28 protein-coding genes are annotated in these 22,923 nt (G+C 67.6%); 14 read left to right on the top strand and 14 right to left on the bottom strand.

What is annotated here, in order from left to right; all coding sequences use genetic code 11:
* Positions 1 to 7: 7 nt before the first annotated feature.
* Positions 8 to 175, bottom strand: a complete 168-nt coding sequence (locus tag BST11_RS27875; RefSeq protein WP_169834864.1) for a hypothetical protein — start codon at positions 173 to 175, stop codon at positions 8 to 10.
* A gap of 463 nt (positions 176 to 638) precedes the next feature.
* Here BST11_RS27875 and BST11_RS02455 point away from each other — a divergent pair, with 463 nt between their 5' ends.
* On the top strand, positions 639 to 1,604 hold the full coding sequence (locus tag BST11_RS02455; RefSeq protein WP_158086762.1) for a GGDEF domain-containing protein: 966 nt from the start codon (positions 639 to 641) through the stop codon (positions 1,602 to 1,604).
* A gap of 34 nt (positions 1,605 to 1,638) precedes the next feature.
* Here BST11_RS02455 and BST11_RS02450 read toward each other — a convergent pair whose 3' ends face one another.
* On the bottom strand, positions 1,639 to 2,496 hold the full coding sequence (locus tag BST11_RS02450) for an LLM class F420-dependent oxidoreductase (RefSeq protein ID WP_083136417.1): 858 nt from the start codon (positions 2,494 to 2,496) through the stop codon (positions 1,639 to 1,641).
* A 235-nt stretch (positions 2,497 to 2,731) separates the two neighbouring features.
* Here BST11_RS02450 and BST11_RS02445 point away from each other — a divergent pair, with 235 nt between their 5' ends.
* The 7 genes from BST11_RS02445 (at position 2,732) to BST11_RS02415 (ending at position 8,387) form a co-directional block, all read left to right on the top strand.
* Positions 2,732 to 3,703, top strand: a complete 972-nt coding sequence (locus BST11_RS02445) for a metal-dependent hydrolase (protein WP_083136416.1) — start codon at positions 2,732 to 2,734, stop codon at positions 3,701 to 3,703.
* A complete protein-coding gene (locus BST11_RS02440; protein ID WP_067317519.1) occupies positions 3,700 to 3,888 on the top strand; it encodes a ferredoxin in 189 nt (62 codons plus the stop codon). Before BST11_RS02445 ends, BST11_RS02440 begins: the two co-directional genes overlap by 4 nt.
* A 3-nt stretch (positions 3,889 to 3,891) precedes the next feature.
* Positions 3,892 to 5,106: an NAD(P)/FAD-dependent oxidoreductase gene (locus BST11_RS02435; RefSeq protein WP_083136415.1), complete on the top strand. Its 1,215-nt coding sequence runs from the start codon at positions 3,892 to 3,894 to the stop codon at positions 5,104 to 5,106.
* Between the two features lie 65 nt (positions 5,107 to 5,171).
* Positions 5,172 to 6,137 (top strand): 2-hydroxyacid dehydrogenase, encoded by a 966-nt coding sequence (locus BST11_RS02430; RefSeq protein ID WP_083136414.1) that lies wholly within the window; start codon positions 5,172 to 5,174, stop codon positions 6,135 to 6,137.
* Between the two features lie 211 nt (positions 6,138 to 6,348).
* Complete coding sequence (locus BST11_RS02425; protein WP_244897454.1) at positions 6,349 to 7,305, top strand: GGDEF domain-containing protein; 957 nt, start codon at positions 6,349 to 6,351, stop codon at positions 7,303 to 7,305.
* Positions 7,306 to 7,350: 45 nt separating this feature from the next.
* A complete protein-coding gene (locus BST11_RS02420; RefSeq protein ID WP_083136412.1) occupies positions 7,351 to 7,773 on the top strand; it encodes a nitroreductase family deazaflavin-dependent oxidoreductase in 423 nt (140 codons plus the stop codon).
* Between the two features lie 161 nt (positions 7,774 to 7,934).
* Positions 7,935 to 8,387 (top strand): ATP-binding protein, encoded by a 453-nt coding sequence (locus BST11_RS02415; RefSeq protein WP_083136411.1) that lies wholly within the window; start codon positions 7,935 to 7,937, stop codon positions 8,385 to 8,387.
* Positions 8,388 to 8,402: 15 nt separating this feature from the next.
* Here the strand turns inward: BST11_RS02415 and BST11_RS02410 are convergent, their stop codons facing one another.
* Positions 8,403 to 9,758 carry a WS/DGAT/MGAT family O-acyltransferase gene (locus BST11_RS02410; RefSeq protein ID WP_083136410.1) on the bottom strand — a complete coding sequence of 452 codons (1,356 nt, stop codon included), beginning with the start codon at positions 9,756 to 9,758 and terminating at the stop codon, positions 8,403 to 8,405.
* A 219-nt stretch (positions 9,759 to 9,977) separates the two neighbouring features.
* On the opposite strand from BST11_RS02410, the gene BST11_RS02405 reads away from it, so the two are divergent.
* Both BST11_RS02405 and BST11_RS02400 read left to right on the top strand, forming a co-directional pair.
* Positions 9,978 to 10,874, top strand: coding sequence for a cyclopropane mycolic acid synthase family methyltransferase (locus tag BST11_RS02405; RefSeq protein WP_083136409.1), 897 nt, complete (start codon positions 9,978 to 9,980; stop codon positions 10,872 to 10,874).
* A 129-nt stretch (positions 10,875 to 11,003) separates the two neighbouring features.
* Positions 11,004 to 11,495, top strand: coding sequence for a type 2 periplasmic-binding domain-containing protein (locus BST11_RS02400; protein ID WP_083136478.1), 492 nt, complete (start codon positions 11,004 to 11,006; stop codon positions 11,493 to 11,495).
* On the opposite strand, the gene BST11_RS02395 is transcribed toward BST11_RS02400, so the two are convergent.
* The 5 genes from BST11_RS02395 to BST11_RS02375 all read right to left on the bottom strand — a co-directional run bounded on the left by BST11_RS02395 (position 11,492) and on the right by BST11_RS02375 (position 14,547).
* Entirely contained in the window at positions 11,492 to 12,385 is an 894-nt protein-coding gene (locus BST11_RS02395; protein ID WP_083136408.1) for an SCO6745 family protein, read from the bottom strand. The two genes, BST11_RS02400 and BST11_RS02395, sit on opposite strands and share 4 nt — an antisense overlap.
* Before the next feature lie 33 nt (positions 12,386 to 12,418).
* On the bottom strand, positions 12,419 to 12,943 hold the full coding sequence (locus tag BST11_RS02390; protein WP_083136407.1) for a nuclear transport factor 2 family protein: 525 nt from the start codon (positions 12,941 to 12,943) through the stop codon (positions 12,419 to 12,421).
* A 5-nt stretch (positions 12,944 to 12,948) separates the two neighbouring features.
* Positions 12,949 to 13,521 carry a hemerythrin domain-containing protein gene (locus BST11_RS02385; protein WP_083136406.1) on the bottom strand — a complete coding sequence of 191 codons (573 nt, stop codon included), beginning with the start codon at positions 13,519 to 13,521 and terminating at the stop codon, positions 12,949 to 12,951.
* Positions 13,522 to 13,582: 61 nt separating this feature from the next.
* Complete coding sequence (locus BST11_RS02380) at positions 13,583 to 13,855, bottom strand: hypothetical protein (RefSeq protein WP_083136405.1); 273 nt, start codon at positions 13,853 to 13,855, stop codon at positions 13,583 to 13,585.
* Between the two features lie 128 nt (positions 13,856 to 13,983).
* Positions 13,984 to 14,547, bottom strand: a complete 564-nt coding sequence (locus BST11_RS02375; RefSeq protein ID WP_083136404.1) for a PadR family transcriptional regulator — start codon at positions 14,545 to 14,547, stop codon at positions 13,984 to 13,986.
* A 31-nt stretch (positions 14,548 to 14,578) separates the two neighbouring features.
* Here BST11_RS02375 and BST11_RS02370 point away from each other — a divergent pair, with 31 nt between their 5' ends.
* From BST11_RS02370 to BST11_RS02360, 3 genes are all read left to right on the top strand, one after another.
* Entirely contained in the window at positions 14,579 to 15,010 is a 432-nt protein-coding gene (locus BST11_RS02370) for a nuclear transport factor 2 family protein (RefSeq protein ID WP_264010358.1), read from the top strand.
* 12 nt (positions 15,011 to 15,022) lie between these two features.
* Positions 15,023 to 16,060 (top strand): LLM class F420-dependent oxidoreductase, encoded by a 1,038-nt coding sequence (locus BST11_RS02365; protein ID WP_083136402.1) that lies wholly within the window; start codon positions 15,023 to 15,025, stop codon positions 16,058 to 16,060.
* A gap of 105 nt (positions 16,061 to 16,165) precedes the next feature.
* On the top strand, positions 16,166 to 16,447 hold the full coding sequence (locus BST11_RS02360; RefSeq protein ID WP_083136401.1) for a hypothetical protein: 282 nt from the start codon (positions 16,166 to 16,168) through the stop codon (positions 16,445 to 16,447).
* A gap of 88 nt (positions 16,448 to 16,535) precedes the next feature.
* Here the strand turns inward: BST11_RS02360 and BST11_RS02355 are convergent, their stop codons facing one another.
* The 4 genes from BST11_RS02355 to BST11_RS02340 all read right to left on the bottom strand — a co-directional run bounded on the left by BST11_RS02355 (position 16,536) and on the right by BST11_RS02340 (position 19,986).
* On the bottom strand, positions 16,536 to 16,721 hold the full coding sequence (locus tag BST11_RS02355) for a DUF7156 family protein (protein ID WP_067317557.1): 186 nt from the start codon (positions 16,719 to 16,721) through the stop codon (positions 16,536 to 16,538).
* A 21-nt stretch (positions 16,722 to 16,742) separates the two neighbouring features.
* Positions 16,743 to 17,672: a spirocyclase AveC family protein gene (locus tag BST11_RS02350; protein WP_082958124.1), complete on the bottom strand. Its 930-nt coding sequence runs from the start codon at positions 17,670 to 17,672 to the stop codon at positions 16,743 to 16,745.
* Between the two features lie 92 nt (positions 17,673 to 17,764).
* Positions 17,765 to 18,682 (bottom strand): hypothetical protein, encoded by a 918-nt coding sequence (locus tag BST11_RS02345; protein ID WP_158086761.1) that lies wholly within the window; start codon positions 18,680 to 18,682, stop codon positions 17,765 to 17,767.
* Positions 18,683 to 18,783: 101 nt separating this feature from the next.
* Positions 18,784 to 19,986, bottom strand: coding sequence for a cytochrome P450 (locus BST11_RS02340; RefSeq protein ID WP_083136400.1), 1,203 nt, complete (start codon positions 19,984 to 19,986; stop codon positions 18,784 to 18,786).
* Between the two features lie 301 nt (positions 19,987 to 20,287).
* Here BST11_RS02340 and BST11_RS02335 point away from each other — a divergent pair, with 301 nt between their 5' ends.
* Positions 20,288 to 20,686 carry a MarR family winged helix-turn-helix transcriptional regulator gene (locus BST11_RS02335; RefSeq protein ID WP_244897452.1) on the top strand — a complete coding sequence of 133 codons (399 nt, stop codon included), beginning with the start codon at positions 20,288 to 20,290 and terminating at the stop codon, positions 20,684 to 20,686.
* Between the two features lie 48 nt (positions 20,687 to 20,734).
* Here the strand turns inward: BST11_RS02335 and BST11_RS02330 are convergent, their stop codons facing one another.
* Together BST11_RS02330 and BST11_RS02325 are read right to left on the bottom strand one after the other, a co-directional pair.
* Positions 20,735 to 21,691, bottom strand: coding sequence for an NAD(P)/FAD-dependent oxidoreductase (locus tag BST11_RS02330; RefSeq protein ID WP_083136399.1), 957 nt, complete (start codon positions 21,689 to 21,691; stop codon positions 20,735 to 20,737).
* Positions 21,691 to 22,908 (bottom strand): GNAT family N-acetyltransferase, encoded by a 1,218-nt coding sequence (locus BST11_RS02325; protein ID WP_083136398.1) that lies wholly within the window; start codon positions 22,906 to 22,908, stop codon positions 21,691 to 21,693. Before BST11_RS02325 ends, BST11_RS02330 begins: the two co-directional genes overlap by 1 nt.
* Between the last annotated feature and the right edge of the window lie 15 nt (positions 22,909 to 22,923).

Genomic DNA, 22,923 nt, shown 5'->3' with positions numbered 1-22,923 from the left:
TGCGGTCCTACCGTGTGCTTTCGTCGGGAAGGTCGCGCCGGGACTGGTGCAAGCCCGGTCCGTCGGGGTCGTCGTCCTGGTGTTCGAGTTTCTCCTGCAATTCGCGTTGTTCCGCGGTCGCCTTCCGGGCGTCCTCGGGCGTTGGCGGCGGGTCGATGTTGGCTTGCCGATCCATGCGAGGTCTCCTCCGGGCTCCGACGCATGCTTCTGGAGCAGGGTCGCCCAAATCGGCGGATCCGAAACCGGGACGTCGGGAACCGCAGCGGGACGTTGCGGATGGTCGCCACACTCGCGATGCGCCACCCGCAAAGGAGTAGCATTTGGACTCGCAAGTTGTCGGTGCCGCGGCGGCTCGAAAAGACGGGTGAAAGACGGGGCCGAGGTGGGTCGCAAAGGGGTACCGATCCGGTGGCCGGTAAGTGCAGTGAGTCGACGTTCGCCCAAGCACGGGAGCGAGGGTTGGGACCCATCGCCGCGATGAGGCCATCCTCGAGAGACCTTTCTCTTGGCCACATACCGCACCGCGGGTTCGCCGACTGATGTCGCGGCTGAGGGCGTGGCTGAGCGAACCCGACCAGTACGACTGGATCACTGCGTTTCTGCGCCAACGGGGGATGCTCCGTTCGGCACAGGTAGTCATGGCTATCGTCGCGGGATCGTCGGCGTTGGTACCGCTGACGGCGTTGCCGAGCCGGGAGAGTGCGGTAGGGGCGGTCACCGGCGTGGTCACCGCCACGTTCATTCTCGGATTGATGCTCTTGTGGCTGACGCGCTGGCCCACCCGCCGTCAGTCGCAGGCCATCCTGACGGTCGGCACGTTGTGTGTCGCCGCCTGGAGCCTCGTGCAACCGACCGCCGCCCTCGCCGCCCTGGCGGCTACGGCGATGGCCGTCACCGGCGGATACATCGCGTTTTTCCACGGCCCCAAGCTCCTGCTCTGGAACGGCCTATGGGCTGTGGTGGTCACCACCGCGGCGGTGGTGCGGCTCGCCGGTGAGGTCAACATCGCGACGGCGGTCTCCGCGTTCTGGCTGGACAACTTTCTGAATTTGTCGGTGCCCCTGGGCATCTGGAGCATTTCGCGCGCGATGGGAACGTATGCACTTCGTTCCGAAGAGGACGCCCTCACGGGCTTGCTGAACCGGCGGGCGTTCACCGATGCGGTCGGTCACCGGTTGGCCAACCCGCCGCCGTCGCATACGCACCTGGCGGTGGTGATGCTCGACCTCGACAACTTCAAGCGCATCAACGACACCCACGGTCATCTGGCCGGCGACCGCGCGCTGCGGGCCGTGGCCGAGCTGCTGCGTGAGCACGCTCCGGACGACGCGGTCATCTGCCGCGCCGGCGGCGAGGAGTTTTTGGTTGCACTGACCTCTGGGACGTCGGACGTGAGACCATTGACCGCGCGGTTTTGCGCCGCGCTCGCCGGGGTGTTCCCGAAGATCACCGCCAGCATCGGCACCGCCACCGCCGAACTGCACCTCTTGACCGGTGCCGTGGCCGCGTGCGCGGTGGACGAGCTCATCATGATCGCCGACAACGCGATGTATGCCGCCAAACGCCGCGGCGGAAACCAGGTTCACCACGGCGCGCGCGCGTAGCGCACGGCTTTGGTTCGCGGTGGTGAGACCGCACCTACCCCACGTCGGCGGCGACCCGCCCCAACGCGGCCAGGTGGTCGTCGACGGTGGCCAGACCGGCCTTCATGGTGTTCACCGACAGGTGAGTGGCGCCGGCGTCCTTCCAGGCGGCAATGTCGGCGGCCGCCTTGTCCGCGTCCCCGACCCAACTGACCCGGCCCTCCATCCCGAGGCGGTCGGCGTCGCGACCCGCCGCCGTCGCCGCGCTGCGCACCTGCGCGCGCGCGTGATCGAGGCCGGGGCCGGGTCCCATCATCGGAAACCAGCCGTCGCCGAGTCGTCCTGCGCGCTCGTAGGCGCGGTCGGACGCCGCACCGAACCAAACGGGGATCGGCCGCTGGGTGGGCAGCGGCGCCAGGCCCGCCGCGGTCACGGTGTGATAGGCGCCGTTGAACGTGACCGACCGTTCGGTCCAGAGCTTGCGCATGACCTCGACCTGTTCCTCCGAGCGCTTGCCGCGGTTGGTGAACGTCTCCCCGAGCGCCTCGAACTCGACGGCGTTCCACCCCAATCCGACACCGAGCCGGAACCGCCCGCCGGTCAGCAGATCGACCTCGGCCGCCTGCTTGGCCACCAACACCGCCTGTCGCTGCGGCAAGATGATGACGCCGGTGACGAGTTCCAGCGAGGTGACCGCGGCGAGGTACCCGAACATGACGAACGGCTCGTGAAACGTCGAGTCGATGTCGTAGGGTCCCTGCCAGCCCCGGTGCACCGCCGTGTCGGCGCCGACGACGTGGTCGTAGGCGAGGATGTGCGTGAAGCCGAGTTCTTCGACGCCCTGTCCGTAGGCACGCACGGCCGCGGGGTCGGCACCGAGCTCGGTCTGCGGGAACACGACACCAATGCGCATGCCGCGTTCAACCGAGCGACGCCGCATTTGCTTCCGCGCGGAATCCGCGGGCGCGGCCCGGGCAGGCGTTATCCGGTAAACACTCGTTCACAGCGAATTGTCGGGGAAACCCGGTACCGCCGGTACGCATGGCCACGCGGGCGCGTGGGTACCCGTCCGTCTGAGCGGTCGCCAAGCGTGGGGGTTGCGCTCGGCTCGGCCGCCGTGCACAAGCCGTCGGCGGGAGGAGCAGCTGATGCCAGAGGTCCAACTCCAACACGAGGGGCATCCGAAATATCGCCGGATGGTCCGTTTCGATTGGTCGGACACCCCGCTGCACTGGGTGCCGGACGACCCCTTCTCGACCCACATGATCAACGTCCTGCACCTGTTGCTGCCCGAGGGTGAGCGGCACTTCATCAAAGCCGTCCTGGAAGCCTCGTCGCTGGTCGATGATCCGGAGTTGGAGGCCGCGATCAAGCCGTTCGTTCAGCAGGAGTCCTGGCATGCCTGGGCGCACCAGGTGGTGCTGGACCATTTGGCCGAACAGGGCATCGAGACCACCCCCTATACGGATCGGCTGGGAAAGGTGCTGTCGTTCACGCTCGGCGATCCGCCCAAATACTTTCCGCCGGCGTTGAAGCGGTGGTGGCTGTATCGGCGTCTGGCCGACGTCGCGGCGCTGGAACATTTCACGGCCATGTTGGGCCAGTGGGTGCTGACCAACCGGGGTCTGGATTATGCGAGGGCCGACCCCATGATGCTCGACCTGCTGCGTTGGCACGGCGCCGAGGAGGTCGAGCACCGCTCGGTGGTCTACGACGTCTACCAGAACGTCTGCGGAAGCTATTGGATCAGAGCGTTTTCGATGTTCTTCACCGCGCCGTTGTTCGTCGGTTGGTGGATCGCCGGAGCTCGCTACCTGATGGCCCGGGACCCGACCATCGATCGCAAGTGGCGCTGGCGGGACTGGCTGTGGGCCGCCCGCGAGTACCGGTTGCCGGGTCCGTGGAAGCTTCTGGTGACGACGCCGGTCCGGTACATGCGGCCAAGTCACCATCCAAACGATGAGGCGTCCACGCAGATGGCGGTCGATTACCTGGAGTATTCGCCGGTGGCGAAGGCCGCCCGCGAGCGTGCGCGCGCGCAAGGAAAGCCCTCTGGTGGACCCGACAGTTCCCGGGGGATCACGGGGGCCGACGCGACGGGAAAGGCGAAGGTGCGATGAGGGTTTCGGTGGATCTTGATACCTGCGATGGCAACGGTGTTTGCATGAGCATCTGCCACGAGGTGTTCGACGTGCGCGAGGACGGGCTGCATCTTCTTCAGGAGCAACCCCGCGAGGAGCTGCGGCAAAAGCTGGTAGGCGCTGAAGTGTCGTGCCCCACCCAGGCGATCACGCTGAAGGACTGACCGATGTCGCGTCGTCAACTGAGACAGGTGGTCGTCGTGGGCGCCGGCGTGGCGGGCACCCGTGCGGCCGAAACCCTGCGCCAGGATGGTTACGACGGCGCGCTGACCATCGTGGGCGCCGAGCGGCACGCCCCCTACCACCGGCCGCCGCTTTCGAAGAAGTTCTTGACCGGCCAGGTGCATCGGGCGGGCGTCGACTTGGCGCCGCAATTCGAGATGGAGGCGCGCGTCCTGCGAGGGGCGTCGGCGACCAAGCTGGACCTACCCTCGCGCACCGTCCAGGTGCGGGACGAAAACCGAGATGTGTCAATGCAATTCGACGGATTGGTGATCGCCAGCGGCGCTACTCCACGCGAGTGGCCCGGCGGACCCGTCCCGGACGGGGTGCTGATGCTCCGGACGGTCGATGACTGCCTGGCCATCCGTGACCGGCTTGGCTCACGGCCGCGGGTCGTAGTGGTGGGGGGCGGATTCATCGGTGCGGAGGTGGCCGCGAGTTGCCGGTCGATGGGGCTGGATGTGGTGCTCATCGAGAAAGCCACCAGCCCCCTGCTGGCCGCATTGGGCAAGGAGCTGGCGCCTCGCTGGGCCGAGCTGCACCGCCGGCACGGCGTGGACCTCCGAGTGGGCGTGGGCGTCGAGGCTTTCGTCGGCAACGCGCGCGTGGAGGCGGTACGGCTCACCGACGGATCGCAGATCCCGGCCGACCTCGTCGTCGTGGGGCTGGGCGTCAGGCCGGCGACCGACTGGCTGGACGGCTCGGGCCTGCGCGTCGACGACGGGGTGGTCTGCGATGCCACGGGCGCGGCCGAAGGCAGCAGCCCGGACGCCCCCGTCGTCGCCGCCGGCGACGTCGCCCGCTGGTGGCATCCGCTGTATGAGCGCCACCTGCGCACCGAACACTGGGACGACGCGGGCCGTCAGGGCGCGGCAGCCGCTCGAACGCTGTTGGCGGGCCCCGATGGGGCGGAAACCTACGAAGACGTGCCCTATTTCTGGTCGGACCAATACGATGTCAAGGTTCAGATGCTGGGTTTCCCAACCGATTACGACGCGATCGAAATCGTCGAGGGCGACCCCGACGGATGGGAGTTCGTAGCCGCTTACGGGCAATCCGGTCGCACCACCGCGGTCCTGGGAACCGTCGCGAACCGGGTGTACGCCTACCGCGATGCCGTCGCCAAGCGCGCCGAGTTTCCGCCCGCGCCGCCGGATTGACCCGCCGGCCCGAGCGGTCGCATGTTGTTCACCGTCGCCGGATCAAGACGCCGGATGATAAAAGCGTGACGGTGAGGAAGACCAATGCGGTACTGCGCGTCGGCGCGTTCGAGCCAACCTTTGCCGACGAGCTGGCGAAGCGTTATGAAATCCCCATCCTGCCCGACGGCCCGCAGCGCACCCCGTTCCTGGCCGAGCACGCCAGCGACGTCCGGGTGGTCGTGACCTCGGGCCACCCCGGCGTGGACGCGGACACCATCGCGGCGCTGCCCAACCTGGAGGCGATCGTCAACAACGGGGCCGGCGTGGACGCGATCGACCTGGATGCGGCGAAGCGCCGCGGCATCGGCGTCAGCAACACACCGGACGTGCTGTCGGACACGGTCGCCGATACGGCAGTGGGATTGCTCCTGATGACAGCGCGCCGTTTCGGCGCCGCCGACCGCTACGTGCGGGCGGGGCGATGGGCGCGCGACGGCCCGTTCCCGTACGCCACCGACGTCAGCGGCATGCAGGTCGGGATCCTCGGCCTGGGCCGCATCGGCTCGGCCATCGCGACCAGGCTGCTCGGCTTCGACTGTGCTATCGCGTATCACAACCGCCACCGGGTCGAGGGGTCGCGGTACCGGTATGCGGAGTCGCCGGTGCAGTTGGCCCGGTCGGTCGACGCCCTGGTCGTCGCCACGACGGGCGAGCACAGGGCCCGCAAACTGGTGGATCGCGCGGTCCTCGAGGCGCTGGGCCCCGAGGGCTACCTGATCAACGTCGCGCGCGGCAGCGTGGTCGACCAGGAAGCGCTGGTGGAGTTGCTCGTGGGCGGCGGGCTGGCCGGGGCGGGCCTGGACGTCTTCGCCGACGAACCCCATGTGCCCGCCGAGCTTTTGAACTTGGACAACGTGGTGCTGTTCCCCCACATCGGCAGCGCCACCGGTCGGACCCGCACGGCGATGGCGCTACTCGCGATCCGCAACCTCGACAGCTACCTGGCCACCAAAGAGCTGGTGACGCCGGTGCTGCGCCCCCGCAGCTGACAAGCGCCGGGCAGCTCTTGGTCGAGTTTGCACATTATCGCGGTTGGTCTTTAATTCTTCACGTGGCAAATCCACCGCGGAGTCATCGACGGTGACCCGACCCGATCAGTACGAAGGTGTCAGTGCCTATTTGAAGGGCCGTGGGCTGCAGACCATTTGGCGGAGAGCAACGTTCGCCTTCACCGCATCGCAGGCTGCGCTTCCTCTGCTGATGCTGCGCACTCCCACGGGACCGGCCGACCCGACTCTCAGGGCGGCCTTCGTCGGCATAGCGGCGCTGGGATTCGCCGGCGCGTTCTGGTGGTTGCTGCGCTGGCCCACCCGGCGTCAGTCGATCGGTTTCTCGCTGGGCGCAACGGCCGCAATCGCTGTGACATGTTTGGGCCTGGCGAATCCCTACGCGGGCTTGATGGGATGCACGACGTTCGCCATTCTCGGCGGGTTCACCGCCTACTTTCACACCGGCCACTACGTGTTCGCCAACTTCGTCGTGGCCGCGGCCTGCGCGGCCACTCTGGCGCACCGGCTGACCGCCGCCACGGGCGACATCGCCCTGACGAGCGCCGGCCTGATCACGGTGACCGCGCTGAACATCGGCGTGCCGTTCGGGATCCGGTCGTTGGTGCACACGCTGCGAACCGATCTGCTGGCTTCCGATCGCGACGCGCTCACGGGCCTGCACAACCGGCGGTCCTTCTACGACGCTGTGCACGAACTGATCACGCTGCGGCGCCGATCCCCGGGCAGGTACCTGGTGATCGCGGTCATCGACCTGGACGACTTCAAGAAGATCAACGACACCCAGGGGCATGCCGTCGGCGACCAGGTTTTGGTCGCGGTCGGCGAGGCGCTGCGGCAGAGCTGCGCCGGCTCTGCCGTGATCGGCCGCATCGGGGGCGAGGAGTTCGTGATCGTCGACACCGACACCACACCCAACCCCGTGCGCATGGCCGAGCGGCTTCGCCGAGCCATCGCCGACGTTCCGTTCCCGATCACGGCCAGCATCGGAACGTCGGGTGTCGCCCTCGACATCGCCCCGCCCACGGACGACACACAACTCATCGACGATCTCATCAGCACGTCGGACGCCGCCATGTACGAGGCCAAACGCGCCGGTGGAAACCAGGTCCGCCACCGCCCGGCGCTCCTCTCGCCGGGGGCTCGCTAGACGGCGGCGGGAATGGCCAGGCCTTGTCTCGGTGTTGTGCGAGCCATGTCAGACCAAGTTGAGTTGAGCCCCACCGACTGGGTGCGCGAGCAGACCGAACGAATCCTGCAGCAGGGCACCACCGACGGAGTCGAAATCTTCGGCCGGCCCGTAGTCCTGGTGACGATGACGGGGGCCAAGTCCGGCAAGCGGCGCTATGTCCCGTTGATGCGCGTCGAAAAGGACGGTCGCTACGCGGTGGTGGCGTCCAAGGGCGGCGCGCCCGACCATCCGTCGTGGTACTTCAACCTGCGGGCCAACCCGGCGGTGACGCTGCAGGACGGGGACAAGGTCGTCGCCCTCACCGCGCGCGAGGTCGAGGGCGCCGAACGAGAGCAGTGGTGGCGGCTCGCCGTGGATGCGTACCCCCCGTACGCCGAATACCAGGCGAAGACGGAACGGCAGATCCCGGTCTTCGTCCTGGAATGACCGGGTATGGCGGAAGTCACATACCGCCCGGGGCGTGGCCGGCCGATTAACGGGTAATCACCCCTTTTTCGTCGCGATGATTCCCACCGACTCCCGATCGGTGACCGAAGCGAGACGTGCACGGGGTCATCGCCTGGACCGGAACTGGGTATGTCTGCACCATGGCCGCTGACGCGCACGTGACCCCGGCGCGATTCACGCGCGCCGGTCTGGCCGACGCCGTCACCGCGGCGGAACTGCGCCGTGCGCTGCGCCGCTGGCTGCGGGACTCGACCGCAGTCTCCGCAGACGTCTGCGACGACATCGTGCTGGGCGCCAGCGAAGCGCTCGCGAATTGCGTCGAGCACGCCTACCGCGCGCAGCAAAGGGTCGGCAGCATGAAGCTTCAGGCCGACCACGATCCCACCGAGCACTCCATCAGCGTGTGCGTCAGCGATCGCGGCAGCTGGCACCGGCACCAGCCGAAGAAGCCGAACGATCCCGATGCGTCGCGCGGCATCATGTTGATGCACGCGCTGGCCGATCACTGCACCATCAAGGCACGCCCCGGCGGCACCACGGTGTGCCTGAATTACACCACCACGCCAGCGCCGATAGAAAGCGCCAACGTTTAAGGCGCGAAAGCATTTTCACGCGCCGAAGGCGCGCTCCAAATCTTTCAACGAGTTCTCCAGGTGGGCCAGTAGCCGCTGCAGGTGCGGGACGCTGCGCCGGCAGCCGACGAGGCCGAAGTCGAGATTGTCGGCGTTGTTGGTGACGGTGATGTTGACCGCCTGACCATCGAGCGGGATCGACAGCGGATAGTTCCCGTCCAGGCGGGCGCCACGCCAGTACAGCGGCTCGGCGGGGCCGGTCGAGACGTTCGAAATGACGACGTTGAACGGCGGCGCGGCGGCCGACAGATAGCCGGGGATGAGCCCGAAGAACAGCCCGCCGATGTTGAACGCCGACAGGGCCAGCTGCTGAACCGGGGGCAACTGCTGGAACACCCCCTTGGTGTCACGGATCGAGGAGCTGATCACCTCCAGCCGCTGCGCCGGGTCCTCGAGGTGGGTCGCCAGGTTGCACAGGAACGTGCCGACCAGGTTGCCGCCGCGGTCGTCGTCTTGCTTGCGGAGGTTGACCGGCACCATCGCGGTCAGCGGGGCGTCCGGCAGGGCGTTCTGATCGAGGAGATAGGCGCGAAGCGCCCCCGCGGACATGGCCAGCACGACGTCGTTGACCGTGACTCCGGCGGCGGACTTGACGGCCTTGACGCGCTCCAGCGACCAGGACTGCGCGGCCACCCGTCGAGCACCGCCGATCCGAACGTTGAACATGCTGCGCGGCGCCCGGAAAGGGAGGGTCAGCTGCTGTTCGAGCAGCGCGGCCCGCGCGAGCCTGAGCGTGCCCGGCGCCAGCGCGAACGCCGACGCGGTGCGGCCGGCCCGGTCGAGCAGCGACGGCCGCGGGCGCCGCTTCCCGTTGCTGCGGGGCGCCAGGTTCCACGGAACCCGCACCTCGTCGTCGCTTGGGTCGGGGGTTAAGGCGCGTTGCATCAGCCGTAGCGCCGAGACACCGTCCATGAGGGAGTGGTGGTACTTCGTGTAGACCGCATAGCGCCCGTCCTCGAGGCCCTCGACGAGGTGCGCTTCCCACAGCGGACGGTGCCGGTCGAGCAGGCTGCCGTGCAACCGGGAAGCCAATTCCAGCAAGTCTCGGACGCGTCCGGGCTCGGGTAAGGCGGAGCGCCGAAGGTGGTAGTCGAGCTCGACGTCCTTGTCGAACGACCACGCGACGTTGGTGAGGCCCCCAAAGAACGCCGGGTGCTTGCGGAACGTCGGCTGAACGTCCGTGCATTCCAGCATCGCCTGGTAGGAGTCCCGGACGAAGTGCGGCCCGGCATCCTCGGGCGGCTCGAACAACTGTAGCGATCCCACGTGCATCGGATGCTCACGTGATTCGCCGATGAGGAACAGCGCATCCGTCGGCGATATCGGTTCCATGGTGTCGACCTCATTCCGTCCGTGTGACGTCCCTTCGAAACAGCCCCCATCTCCCTTTAGCCACGGCGGGCGGCCCCCACACCTGAATGAATGCGGCAATCGCGATTTCGGGGCATGGCCGACCGGCCGGTAGACTGGCCCGCCAGACAGTCGAGCGGCTTCGAGCAGTGGCGCTGAACTCGCTGAACGTTCAATCAAACCCACGTCGAAGGTTGTGCCTTGCCTGTTCGAAAGCCCGAAAATCACAGCGAAGCCGTCAGCTTGCAGCCGCACTTCGAGGACGTACAGGCGCACTACGACCTGTCAGACGAGTTCTTCGAGCTGTTCCTGGATCCCACGCGCACCTACAGCTGCGCCTACTTCGAGCGCGACGACATGACCCTCGAAGAGGCGCAGTTGGCCAAGGTCGACCTCGCGCTGGGCAAGCTCGCTCTGAAGCCGGGTATGACACTGCTCGACATCGGCTGCGGCTGGGGCACGACGATCGTTCGCGCGCTCGAGCGCTACGACGTCAACGTCGTGGGCCTGACGCTGAGCCGCAATCAGCAGGCACACGTGCAACGGCGGCTCGACACGCATGCGAGCGGACGGAGCAAGCGCGTGCTGCTCCAGGGCTGGGAACAGTTCGGCGACGAGGTGGATCGCATCGTGTCGATCGGCGCCTTCGAGCACTTCGGGCGTGACCGCTACACCGACTTCTTCAAGATGGCCTACCAGGCGCTCCCCGTCGACGGCGTGATGCTGCTGCACAGCATCATCAAGCCGAGCGAGGAGGAGTTCGCCGAGCGCGGCCTGCCCATCACCATGACCAAGCTGCGCTTCATGAAATTCATCATGGACGAGATCTTCCCGGGCGGGGACCTGCCCAACGCCAAGGCCGTCGTCGAGCACGCCGAGCGCGCCGGCTTCGAAGTCAGGCTCGTCCAGCCGCTGCGCCTGCACTACGCCCGCACCCTGGATACCTGGGCGGCCGCCCTGCGGTCGCGGCGGGACGAGGCCATCGCGATTCAGTCGCGGGAGGTCTACGACCGGTACATGAAGTACCTGACCGGCTGCGCCGAACTGTTCCGCGAGGGTTACACCGACGTCGCGCAATTCACGCTCGCCAAGAGCTGACACGCGCCGGACGCTGTTTACGCCCCCGGTTGTGCGGGTAACACCACGAGCAACGACCGGATGCGGTAGGTGTCGACGGATCTCGGCGCAAAACCGCCGGAAGGACCGACCGTGGATGCCAAGCACTGCATGAGCGAACCGTCGGGGCAAAGGCGGTCTCCGACCGGTCGAAGCGCGCGACGCACCATCTCCGCCGCCGCGGCTGCGTGTGACATCGCCTTCACCGCGCTGCTGTGCACGGCGATCCTGGCCGCGCTGCTGACCAACTCCACACCCGAAAAGCGGACGGTGGCAGGGACTTTGGAGCCAACGCCGGCCTCCCAGCCGGTGCGACAGCAGGGGAAGATCGTCGCGGTGTCGGCGGACTCGGTCACCGCGCGCAGCGCCAACGGATACACCCAGACGTATCTTGTCACGCCGAATACCGCCTTCATCACCCGCAACGGCATCCAACGCGCCACCGCCAGTGCGCATTTCGCGATCAACGACCGAGTCGACATCGTCGGGACGATCCGCAACGGCACCGCTACGGCCACCGCCGTGGCCGACCGCGACATGACCGAGGGGGCGGGACCGCCGATGGATGCCGTTGTGGCACAATCGGTCGGCGCCACACACTAGGCGTTGCCCAGATGTGCACCGCCGTCGCCCAGGTCGTCGCGGCGCAGGCTCATCGGGGTGGAGGCGGGGACATCGCCGCCCGCGACCACGGCCCGGGTGATCGGGGTGAGGGCCTGGAACAGCGTCTCCACCTCGTCGTCGGACAGCGCGTCGAGCGCCGAGAGGGAAAGCGCGTCGGTGCGAGATTCGATGTCGTCCTTCAACTCCCGGCCCGCCGCGGTCAGGGACCCGTCATCGTCGAGCAGGCCGCGCGCGGCCAGGCGCTGTTGGTGACGCCGCCACTCCGCCTCGTCGTAGTCACGGGTGCGGGCGATGTAGTCGCGCGGGATTCGGCCCGCCGCGGCGTGTAGCACGTTGGACTCCCGCCCCGAGATGCCGGCGGCCGCCAACACCGCCACGTGCGCGTCGCCGCGATGCTCGCGCAGCAGCGTGGTCGCGTGCCACAGCGTGGCCAGCGGATCTTCGGGCCAGGGCAACGCCAGATTCGCAGCGAACAGCGGTCTTCCGTCCGCCGGAGCCGCGCGCGCCGCCTTGCCCGCCAGCGCGGCCGCGGTGGTCACGTCGTCATCCGCGGTGATTCCGTACCGGCGCAGCGCCGCCACCGCCGACTCCTCCCGGGCGCGCAACGCGGCCTCGGGGCCGGCGATCTCCCACGCCGCGGGCAGGGCCTTGGCGACGCGCTCGGGGGCGAAGTTGTAGAAGACGGCGGCCACGACCTCCCGCGCCACGGTGCCCAGCGGTGCCGATCGAGCGGCGAAGTAGCCCATCCAAAAACCCCGATACCCCAGGGCGTCCAACGCCGCCCGCGACTCCGGCGCGAAGTACGTCACGCCGTGCACGGGCTCGTATCGATCGAAGAAGCGGCGCGCCAACTCCGGTTCCCTGGTCACGGTCGCAGTTAACCACCCGTCGGCCAAGCGGCCTCAACCGGCTCGGGTGGGCCCGAGCACACCGATTCGCCCGGCGTCGGCTTCGCGCCGCAGCACCGAGGTGGTCAGATCGAACCTCACCCCGGGGATGGTTTCGTTGACGGCCGGGTTACCGGTCCACCACGCGATGCGGCACGTTCGGCGCGTGATTCGCCAGCCGCCGGGCGTGCGTAGCCAGGCGTCGTCGTACCAGCCGGTGCCGTCCCACAGCGCACCGCCGTCGGCGGCATTTCGCACCAGGCGCCAGGCGCCGTTGCAAAAGCTGTGCGCGCGGTCCCCGTCGACGTGGACCACGTGCGTGGACATGGTGTGCTGGGTGGAGTCGAACGGATCGTGATACGCCGCGAAGTCGGCCTTGAACCGCTCGAGATCGGTCCACCGCGATGACGCGCCGTAGTCCGCCACGACATCGGCGGCGAAAACGATGTCGAACAACTGCCAGCGCCGGCTGTCCACGGCCAGTCCGTAGAGATTGACCAGCTGGGTGATCGCCAGGACGTCGCTGTCGGTGGACGCCATGGCTCTCACTGGCCCTTCAGGCTGCCGATGCGAAGCGAGAAGTCCGTGCGCCCGGATGGCGAGGCGTCCTCGACGCTCTCGACGTAACCCTCGGGGTCGCGGTCGACGATCGGCAATCCCTCGGTGGTGGGATGCTCGGCCATGAATTCGCTGTATTGCCGCCCGAGGGCTTCGCGAAGGCCGATCGGGGCGCTGCGGCGAAAGTCGGGCAGCCCGTCCCGTTCCTCCTCGCTCATGTGCTCGTCGTTCGCCGCCCGGGTTCGGTCGACGGCCGCCCACCACTCGTCGGTGCCGGCCCGCGCCGCGTTGGCGTCGCGCACCCCGTCGCGGATGTCGTTGTGATCGCCGATGGCATCGAGTGTTTCGCCCTCCGGATCGTCGGTGCCGCGCTTGAGCAACTGCGGGTAGAAGATCTTCTCCTCGATGTAGGCGTGTACGTCGAGCTTGTCGGCGAGCGGGCGCCACACCCGCTCGAGCGCGGAGTCGTTGGCCGCCTGCGGCCGCAGCGAGTCCAGCCTGGCGAACTGTTCGCGAAACCAATCGTGGTCAGCACGGATCAGGATGGTGATGTCGGCCATTCCACCTCCCACCAGCGCCGGCCACGCCCTGCGGCAATCGTGTCCATGCGGGCCGAACCAGTCAAGGCCCGACGGCGTCTCGACCTTCGGGGTTCGGCGTCGGGCTTTGCGCGGATTCCCATTTCGCGGCGAGGGACCGCTTGACCGTGGTGCCGGGCGCGAGGTCGAGCTGGAAGGCTTCCCCCTCCGCGCCGTCGAGCGTGACGAGCCAGCGGTCGTCGCTGAGGTCCTTGAACATCACCTTGTAGGTCCGTTCGCCGCGGCCTCGGTGGACGACGATCAGGTCGCCGGGGGTGACATCGTCGATTCGGTCGCTACCGGAAGCCTCTGACACTGAACCGACGGTAGCCGATGGCCCGCGGGCCCGTTGAGGACCACCGCCGGACGACCAATCACATTGTTGGGCGGTTCATTTGGTGTCCCCAGCAACTCATGGCAGCGCGGCGCCGTCGAGCCGCGCGTTCAGGGCCGGTCCGCGAGGCGTTGTTCGAGGATGGTCAGCGCGCGCTCGGCCCACCGAATGTTTTCTTCTTCGAACGATATTCCGCGCAGCAACGTCAGGTAGGGGCCCACGCGTTCGGTCCCGGCAAGGTATTCCTCCTCGCCGCGGCCGCCGAGCATGCGAGCTTGCATCCGCTGATAGCGCTGCAGCTTGGTTTTCGCCCATCGCAGGCGTTCGACCATGAAGTCACGGACGGCCCGGGCGTCACCCGCGTCGGCGGCCAACACCTTGACCGCAAGGTCGTCGCGGATCACCGACGGCTTCGGCGCGGTGGACGTGAACCGCCGGATCGCTTCGTGCCCCGCCTGGGTCAGCGAGAACATGCGCTTGTTGGGACGGCGTTCCTGGTGCACGACGCGGGCCCGGATGAGGCCTTCGCCGGCGAGACGGTCAAGCTCGCGATAGAGCTGTTGCGGGGTGGCCATCCAGAAATTGGCCACCGACGAGTCGAAGCCCTTGGCAAGGTCGTATCCGGAGGCCTCGCCCTCGAGGAGCGCGGCCAACACCGCATCACGCAGCGACACGTCAACAAGTTGACTAACGCGGAGGTGTCTCCTGAGTACCAAGCATCCGTTCCGCGCGGCGGTCGAGGCCCGGGACGAGGCGGCGATCCAGGCGATGCTGGCCGACACCGTGGTGTTCACCAGCCCGGTGGCGTTCAAGCCCTACGTGGGTAAGCCGATCACCGCCGCGATCCTGCGGGGTGTGATGCGGGTGTTCGAGGACTTTCGGTATGTCCGCGAGATCGCCGACCCGGGTGGGCGCGACCACGCGCTCGTGTTCGAAGCGGGGTTGGCCGGGGTGCCCGGTGTGACCGTCATGGGCTGCGACTTCCTGCACTTCGACGATGCCGGCCTGATCGACGACTTCATGGTGATGGTCCGGCCGCTTTCCGGCGCGCAGGCCCTGGCCGAGGCGATGGGCGCCCAGTTCGACCGGATCCGGCACGAGGCCCTCGAGCTGGCCGAGCAGTTCGCCGGCGCGTAGGGGGATCTGGGCATGCGGATCGGGTTGGGAATCAATTACGCGGGCGGGTTCAAGGAGGTCGCCGCCGAAGTGGCCGACCTGGAACGCGCCGGGTTGGACATCGTCTTTGTCCCCGAGGCGTATTCGTTCGACGCGGTGAGCGCGCTGGGCTACCTGGCCGCCAGCACGCAACGGGTTCATTTGGCCTCGGGCATCCTGCAGCTGTACACGCGCACGCCGACCCTGACCGCGATGACGGCCGCCGGTCTCGACTACGTCTCCGACGGCCGGTTCACGCTGGGCCTCGGCGCGTCTGGCCCCCAGGTCATCGAGGGTTTCCACGGGGTCCCTTATGACGCGCCGATCGCACGCACCCGCGAAGTGATCGACATCTGCCGTCGGGTGTGGCGCCGCGAAACGCTGCAACACCAAGGCAAGCACTACACGATTCCGCTCCCCGCCGGACAGGGGACCGGACTCGGGAAACCACTCAAGCTCATCAATCGCCCTGTGCGGGAACGTATCCCGATCCTGGTGGCCGCGCTGGGCCCCAAGAATGTCGAGCTGGCGGCCGAGGTCGCCGAGGGCTGGCAGCCGATCTTCTATCTGCCGGAGAAGGCGCGCGACGTGTGGGGAGACGCGCTGGCCGCGGGTCAGGCCAACCGGGATCCCCGGCTGGGGAAGCTGGAGATATTCGCCGGCCCGGTCCTCGCCATCGGCGAAAATGTCGAGTCGCTACGGGAATTCGTCAAACCGCACCTGGCGCTCTACATCGGCGGAATGGGCGCCAAGGGCAAAAACTTCTACCACACGCTGGCCACCAAATACGGGTACGGCCCCCAGGCCGACCGGATCCAAGAGCTCTACCTCGCCGGCGACAAGGACGGCGCCGCCAAGGTCGTGCCCGACGAACTCGTGCGCGACGTGAACTTGATCGGCAGCCCCCAGTTCGTCAAGGAACGCCTGGCGGCCTTCCGTGAGGCGGGGGTGACCACCCTGAACGTGGCGCCCATCGCGGGCACCGCCGCCGAGCGGATCAAGCTGATCGAGACGTTGCGCGGCCTCCTATAGCCGCGGTGGCGTTGTAAATACGCCATTTGCCGGCGCGAAATCGCATGGGGTTTGAAATACGGTCGTTTGGTGAACAGATATCACGACTTCGACCCAGGAGGGCAAATGATGAAGCGAATTGCTGCGGCCACGATCGCGGCCGCCGCGTTGCTGTCCGGCGCGTGTTCGGCCTCGCAGATCGTCAACACCGGCGGCGACACCAAGTGCAAGGACTTCACCACCCAGGACGAGAAGAAGCAGAACGAAGAGGTCAGCAAGATGCTCAAGGACAAGAGCGGGTCTGATCCGACCAACGTGGAGATCACGGCGACCCGGTTGTCGGCGATGACGTATTGCCAGACGGTGGGCAAGCCGGACACCAAGATCTCCGAGGCTCCGCACGGCTGAGGACCACCGGCGCCGTGGGGCGACTCTCGCGAATGGTCATGCGGCGCAAGAGATCACGTTAGGCGCCTGCGGCTGCGGCGCCGCGCGGCTAGACCTTGATGACGATGCCCTGGGTGAGCACCACGACGATCGCCAGCACCAGGATGAAGGCGAACGAGCCGGCGACCAGCTTGACGGTTTCGGCCCACAGCGCCGCGTTGGTGGCCGGCGGCAGGAAGTATTCCGGCGGCAGCTCGTGGGGGTGTCGACGCGAGTGATCTGAGGTGTCAGCCACGAGGTTCGGTGTCCCTTCGCTTCATGGAATGTAAGGGCTTTCGGCGCCCGTGAGGGTCCGCACGAGCAGCAGCGGGATGCCCATCAGGGCAATGGAACTGACCTGGAAACACAACACCCAGGCCCCCAGGCGCATCAATTCGAAACGCCAACGGGGGATGGTGACGCGGTAGTTGAGGTAGTCGTCGAACTCCTGCTGTTTGGTGCGTCGCGCCGGCGCCTCGGCGACCGCGACGGCGGTGGCGGTGGTGCCCGGCCGCGCGGGGGACACCTCCGGCTCACCGGCGACGGGTTTGGGTGACGTGAACCGGTCCAGGCGGAGGAATCGCTCGAGGTGGTTGAGCCCCCTGATAGGCGGCTTGCCCGCCCAGTAGGCGATCAGGTTGGGCCACACGCACATGATCCCGATGGTCCACAGCAGGGTGATCCGCCCGCCGCTGCCCCACTGAAGCACCGGACCGATTCCCGGGTCGTACGTCCACCAGCCCAGCGCGCTGGCGGTGCCTTCTACGGTGAAGTCCCACACGTAGTTCACCGGGACGGCCAGCACCAGCATCGCCTTGAGCAGGCTCCATCCCAGGCGCTTGCCGATCCATTGGCTCAGCCACAGCACGAGCACGGCGTGGACGCTCCAGTAGATCGCGTACGCGAACGGCATGAACAGCGGATCGTTCGGCGTCTTGAGCGGCAGCCACTCCAGCATGTGGTGGCGGGCGAAGGCGGGGCTGTAGTAGAGCATCTGACCCCAGTCGCCCATGGTCTCGCCCCAGTAGATGCTCATGCTGCTGACCAGGAACAGGAATCCCCACGTGAAACGGCGGCGCCGGACGACATCGGCTATCGCAAGAACGATGACCAAGCCGCCGACGATCGGGATGACCCAGTTGAAGAACCATATTCCGCCAGGATGCAGCGTGGCCGGTGGCACCGGGCCTTGTGCCGCTAGCAACATGGGCCGCTCCCTTCGGGCAGCGAAACGGTGAAGCTATCTTCACTAAAATGTAGTTGTGCTGTCAACACGTCAACTCGCCCCGACACCAGCGGCTATGGGACGTACGGGCTTTCGGCGCCGGTCAGTCCGCGCATGATCAACAGCGGCGTCAGGTAGACGAAGAAGCTGACCTGGAATCCGACGAACCAGGCCGCAAGCCGCAGCACCTCGAATCGCCAGCGCGGGATCGTCACCTCGTAGTTCAGGTAACCGTCGAACTCCTGCTGTTTGGTCAGCCGCGACGCCGTAGGCGCGAGCGCGACCGCCGTGGCGCCTGCGCCCGTGGCGGATGGCCGCGGGCTGTCCGCCCGCTTCGGCACGGTGAACCGGTCCAGCCGGCAGAACCGCTCGAGGTGGTTGAGCCCGCGGATGGGTGGCTTGCCGGCCCAGTAGGCGATCAGGTTGGGCCAAAGACACATCAGCCCGATCGTCCACAACAGCGTGATGCGACCGCCGCTGCCCCATTGCAGGACCAAACCGATGCCGGGATCGTAGGTCCACCAGCCGAGTGCGGTGGCCGAGCCCTCGACCGTGAAGTCCCACGCGTAGTTGACCGGGACGGCCAGCACCAGAACGGATTTCAGCATGCTCCAGCCGGTCTTGGTGCTCAGCCACTGGCTCAGCCAAAGGATCAGCAGCGCGTGCACGCCCCAATACACCGCATAGGCGAACGGCATGAACAGTGGGTCGTGGGGCGTCTTCAGGGGCAGCCACTCCAACAGGTGGTGACGGGCGAAGGCCGGGCTGTAATAAAGCATTTGGCCCCAGTCGCCCAGACTTTCCATCCAGTAGATCGCCATGCTGTTGAACAGGAACAGAAACCCCCAGGTGAGCCGCCGACGGCGCATCACGTCGGCGATGACGAGAACGATGAAGACGCTTCCGATGATGGGAACGATCCAGTTGAAGAACCACACGCCGCCGGGATGCAGGGTGGCCGGGGGCACTGGGAACTCGCCGGCAAGGATCATCGGGCCGCCTCGAGTCGGGGGGCTAATACTGAAGGTATCTTCACCAGTTTCGCAGGGTGGTGTCAACCCCGGACGGCGTTTCGGCGCGGCTTGGATCGCCGCTACGGGTCCCACCTCAGCGGCAGCCGATCGATGCCGAACACCCCGCCGGTGTGTTCGGAAACCGCCGACTCGTCCGAGATTTCGTAGTCGGGGATCAACCGGTGCCACTCCTGCAACGCAACCGTCATCTCCTGGCGCGCCAGGTGCGAGCCGAGGCAGCGATGCGGGCCGGCACCGAAACCGATATGCCGCGGCGACGGGGCGTCGAGGTCGACGGTGCCGCCGCGACTGTGCTCGTGGGGATCCCGATTGGCCATGGCGAGCGGGAAAGCCACCATGTCGCCCCGTTTGATCGGACAGCCGTGGAAGTCGATGTCCCGGGTCGCGATCCGGGCGGTCTGCACGATGGGGTAGGCCCGAACCAGTTCCTCCACCGCCTGTGGTACTCGTGACGGGTCGGCGACCAACTTCTGGCGGTCACCCGGGTGCGTGGCCAGGTGATAAAACGAGTAACACAGCTGCGACGCAACGGTGTCCAGCCCCGCCATGAAGAGCAACAGCATGCACGACAGGAGATCGGCGTCCGACGGCGCTTCCCCGTCGATGCGCCAGTCGAGGGCGTTGCTGACGATGTCGTCGGCCCGCAATCGCGGGTCGGCCCGCTTGGCGGCGATCAATTCGCCGAAGTACCCGACGACCTCCATCATGGCTTCGACCCCCCGCGAATGGTCCGGGTCGTTTTCCGGTGTGGCGTGCAGGATCTTGTCCTCCCACACCATGAAATCGGGCAGCTTTTCGATCGGCAGGCCCATGATCTGCAGAAAGATCGTCGTCGGGAAGACGGCCGCGAAGTCGCGGTAGAAGTCGCAGGACCCGCGGTCGCGGACCTTCTCGATGAGCTCGATGGCGAAGGCTCGCTGCTCGTCTTCCAGCGCCTTGGTCCGACCCGGCGAGAAGTACAGGCCCAGCACGTGCCGCCATTTCGTGTGCTCGGGCGGGTCGAGCATGATCGGGATCCACTTGTACTGCGGGTCCGGCTCGATCGGCACCATGACGCGGTTCGAGAAGAGTTCGGGATGCTGCAGGCCCTCGCGGATCACATCATGGTCGGTGAACACCCAGTAACCGTCGGCCTCCTCGGCGTGCAGGAAAGGCCGGTGTTGCCGCTGCACGTCATCCAGCCGGGCAAAGTTCGAGCAGGCCGGGTCCGGTCCCCGTACGAACGCGTATTCGGCGCCATAGTGGGTCTTTTCATCGATCATCGTTCGTGGCGTCCCTTCACGGCGCGGTCACCCGCGGGGCTTCGATATCTTGCGTGGACGAAAAAGACGATGGTCGACAGTGTAGTGAAGCAGCCTTCACTAAGTAAGGGGTTTGTGCCGGCAATGGGCGGGCTGAGGTAGCCTCCGGGGCACGGTAACGTCGCCAATCAGGCCAGGCCGCGTTTCGGAGGTGTGATTTACGTTGAGTGCGGCTCGGAGGCGATCGCGGCCCAGCGAGCGCCGGCTGCATCAGTTCCAATCGAACTCGCTGCAGCGCCACGCGATCGACTTCGGTGAGTGGATGACGCGCGCGAGCCTGGCCCGCGGTCAGGCGCTGGGCTACAACAGGCTGCGGCCCGCACACGCCCGGCTGATGGTGTTCCTGGCCTGGGAGGGCAGCCGGATCAGCGACATCGCGCGGGCCCAGGATGTGTCGCTCAACGCCGTCGGCCAGGTGGTGTCGGAGCTCGAAGACCTGGGCTTCGTCGAGCGCGTTGCCGACCCGCACGACGGCAGGGCCAAGATCGTGCGCTACACGCAAGCGGGGTTGGATCTGCTGGCCGACGCCCTGGCGGTTAGCTCCTGGCTGGATGCGCAGGTGGAGGCCGTCATCGGCGCCGAGCGGCTGGCCGAGCTGCGCACCACCCTCGCCGAGTTGTGTGAGAAGCTGCCGCAGCCGCAACTGCGCTCGGACAAATAACTGACTCCGTTGCCACGCAATTGGTTTCGCGGGGTGCCCGCGTTCCCACTAGACCGTCGTCAGCTCGCCCGGCAGCTCGTCGCTGAGCACGGCAGCGGCCAGCAGCTGGCCCAGCAGGGGCCCGAACTTCATCAGGTTGCTGCCGACGAATGCGACGACGCGGCCGCGCCGGGCCACCGTCCAGCCGTCGCCGCCGGAGTCCAGCCATGGGGCGCGCGCCGTGAAGCAGTCGACCCGGTCCACGGGCCTCAGCGACGGGAACAGCGCGCGCACGGTCGCGGGGTCCGGCACCTCCTGGCCGAACGCCCAGCGGCCGGTGCTGCCGAGGGGCAACCCGTAGCCCTCGGGCGCGGAAAGGCACGCGGCGCCGGCTGCTGTGTTCTTGGCGGGACCCTCGTAGGTGAAGCGGGTGTGCGGGCCGAACTCGACGCCGAGCGGGCCGAAGAGCGTCGGCGTCTGAACACCCGCGCAGATGAGCACCCGCGCCGCGCGTACGACGCTGCCGTCGGCGAGTGTGACCGCGCCGTCGTCGGCGACCGAAACGACCGCCGCCCGAACGATGTCGGCGTGCCGGGCCAAGGCGACCAGCGCGCGGCGGATGCGCAGGCTGCCGCCGAGCGGATCGAACACCCCGGCTTCCCAGGGCGCGGCGACGAAGGGGATGCGCGCCGTGATCCCCGACCGGTCCAGCCAGGAGAAGTCGGCGCCGGCGGCGGCCATTGCCGCGGCGGTGTTTTCGGTGGCGCCGGCGGCGACGAAGCCCTCCGAACCCAGCAGGCGCCCGGCGCCGAGTTCGGCCTCCCAGCGCCGCCAGCCATCGCGGGCACGCATCGCCAGCCGGCATAGCGCGGGGCGCCGGTGCGCGACGCGGAAAATGCGGGCCAGGCCGGCGGATTGCTCGGCGAACGGCCGGCCGCGCTCGAGCACCATCGGACGCTCTCCGCGACGCGACAACTCGTAGGCGGCCGCGAGGCCGCATATCCCCGCCCCGACGATCGCGATCATCAGAAGAAGAACCCCGCGTGCGGCGCCTCGGGCACCGCAAAGAGGCGATCGACCGAGGCAAGCGCTGCCGGGTCGTCGGCCCCGGCCAGCCCGGCGACGGCGAGGCCACGCCATGTCGTACCGCCGAGCAGCACGGCACCCAGGCCCTCGACGCCGATGTGCAGCGCAGCGGGCCGGTCCGTGGGCTCCGCACCGTCGCTGCTGATGGTGAAGTTGCCCGAATTGCCCGGCACCAGCGGGTCATCGACGGAGATCGTCACCGCGCCATCGCCGGCATAACCCCGCGCCGCCAGCGCCTTTCGCACGTCGACGACCCGCAGCCAGGTTTCGTCGTGCACCGCGGTCACGCGCGCCGCGCGCCGATCGACGAGCAGCCAGGGCAGCGGATCGTCGATCGGCAGCATCCAGAACACCACGCGGTCAATGAGGTCGAGCCCGAGCAGAAAACGCAGCAGCCCCAGGTAGGCGTCCGTGGTGGGGGCGAAGAAATCCTCGACGGCGATGGTGCGCTGGTCGCTGACGAACCACGCCTCGGTGTCCACGGGGCGGTAACGGACGAACCCGGACTCGGCTCCGGGCTTGCCGTGTACCGCAACATACGAAGGGGCCGAGGAGGATCCGCTGCGCTTGCGCACGGCCTCCCACCACACCTCGGGGCGGTCGATGGTGCCGGGGCGGGACGGGCGATTCTCGGCGTAGATCCGGGGCAGCGCTTCCCACTTTTCGCCCCCGTCCAGCAGCCGCACCGGGCCGCCGGCGCCGACGCCGGGGCGTAGCGCCGCCCGTGCCGTCCGGACCTCCACGGTCTGCGATGAACTCGCCACGCCGTAGCCGTACCGCTCGTAGATGGGCGCCTCCGAGGCGCGCAACGTCGCGACCACCTCGCCGCGCGCCGAGATGTCGCGCAGCTGGTGATGTATCAGGTCGGTGGCGATGCCCTTGCGGGTGTACGACGGCAGGACCCCGATGTGTGTCACGGCCGCATGGCCGACGGTCGCGCCGCCGGGCAGCGACAGCCGGCTGGTCACGGCGTCGGCGGTGCCCACGAGGTGGCCGTCGACGAACGCCCCGATCGTGCGGCCCGGTTCGAGCAGCCTGCCGATCTGGCCGGGCTCCAGGTTCGACAGCGGCGGGAACCCGATCATGGCGGCACGAAACACGTTGGCCGCGGCGACGAGCTCCTCCTCGTTGTCGAGAACACGAATGTCGGTGGTCATGCCGCCATCATGTCT

This window comes from Mycobacterium alsense, assembly GCF_002086635.1.
Classification (GTDB): domain Bacteria; phylum Actinomycetota; class Actinomycetes; order Mycobacteriales; family Mycobacteriaceae; genus Mycobacterium; species Mycobacterium alsense.
The sequence above is the reverse complement of the archived record's forward strand: the minus strand, read 5'-3'. Positions and strand labels throughout refer to the sequence as shown.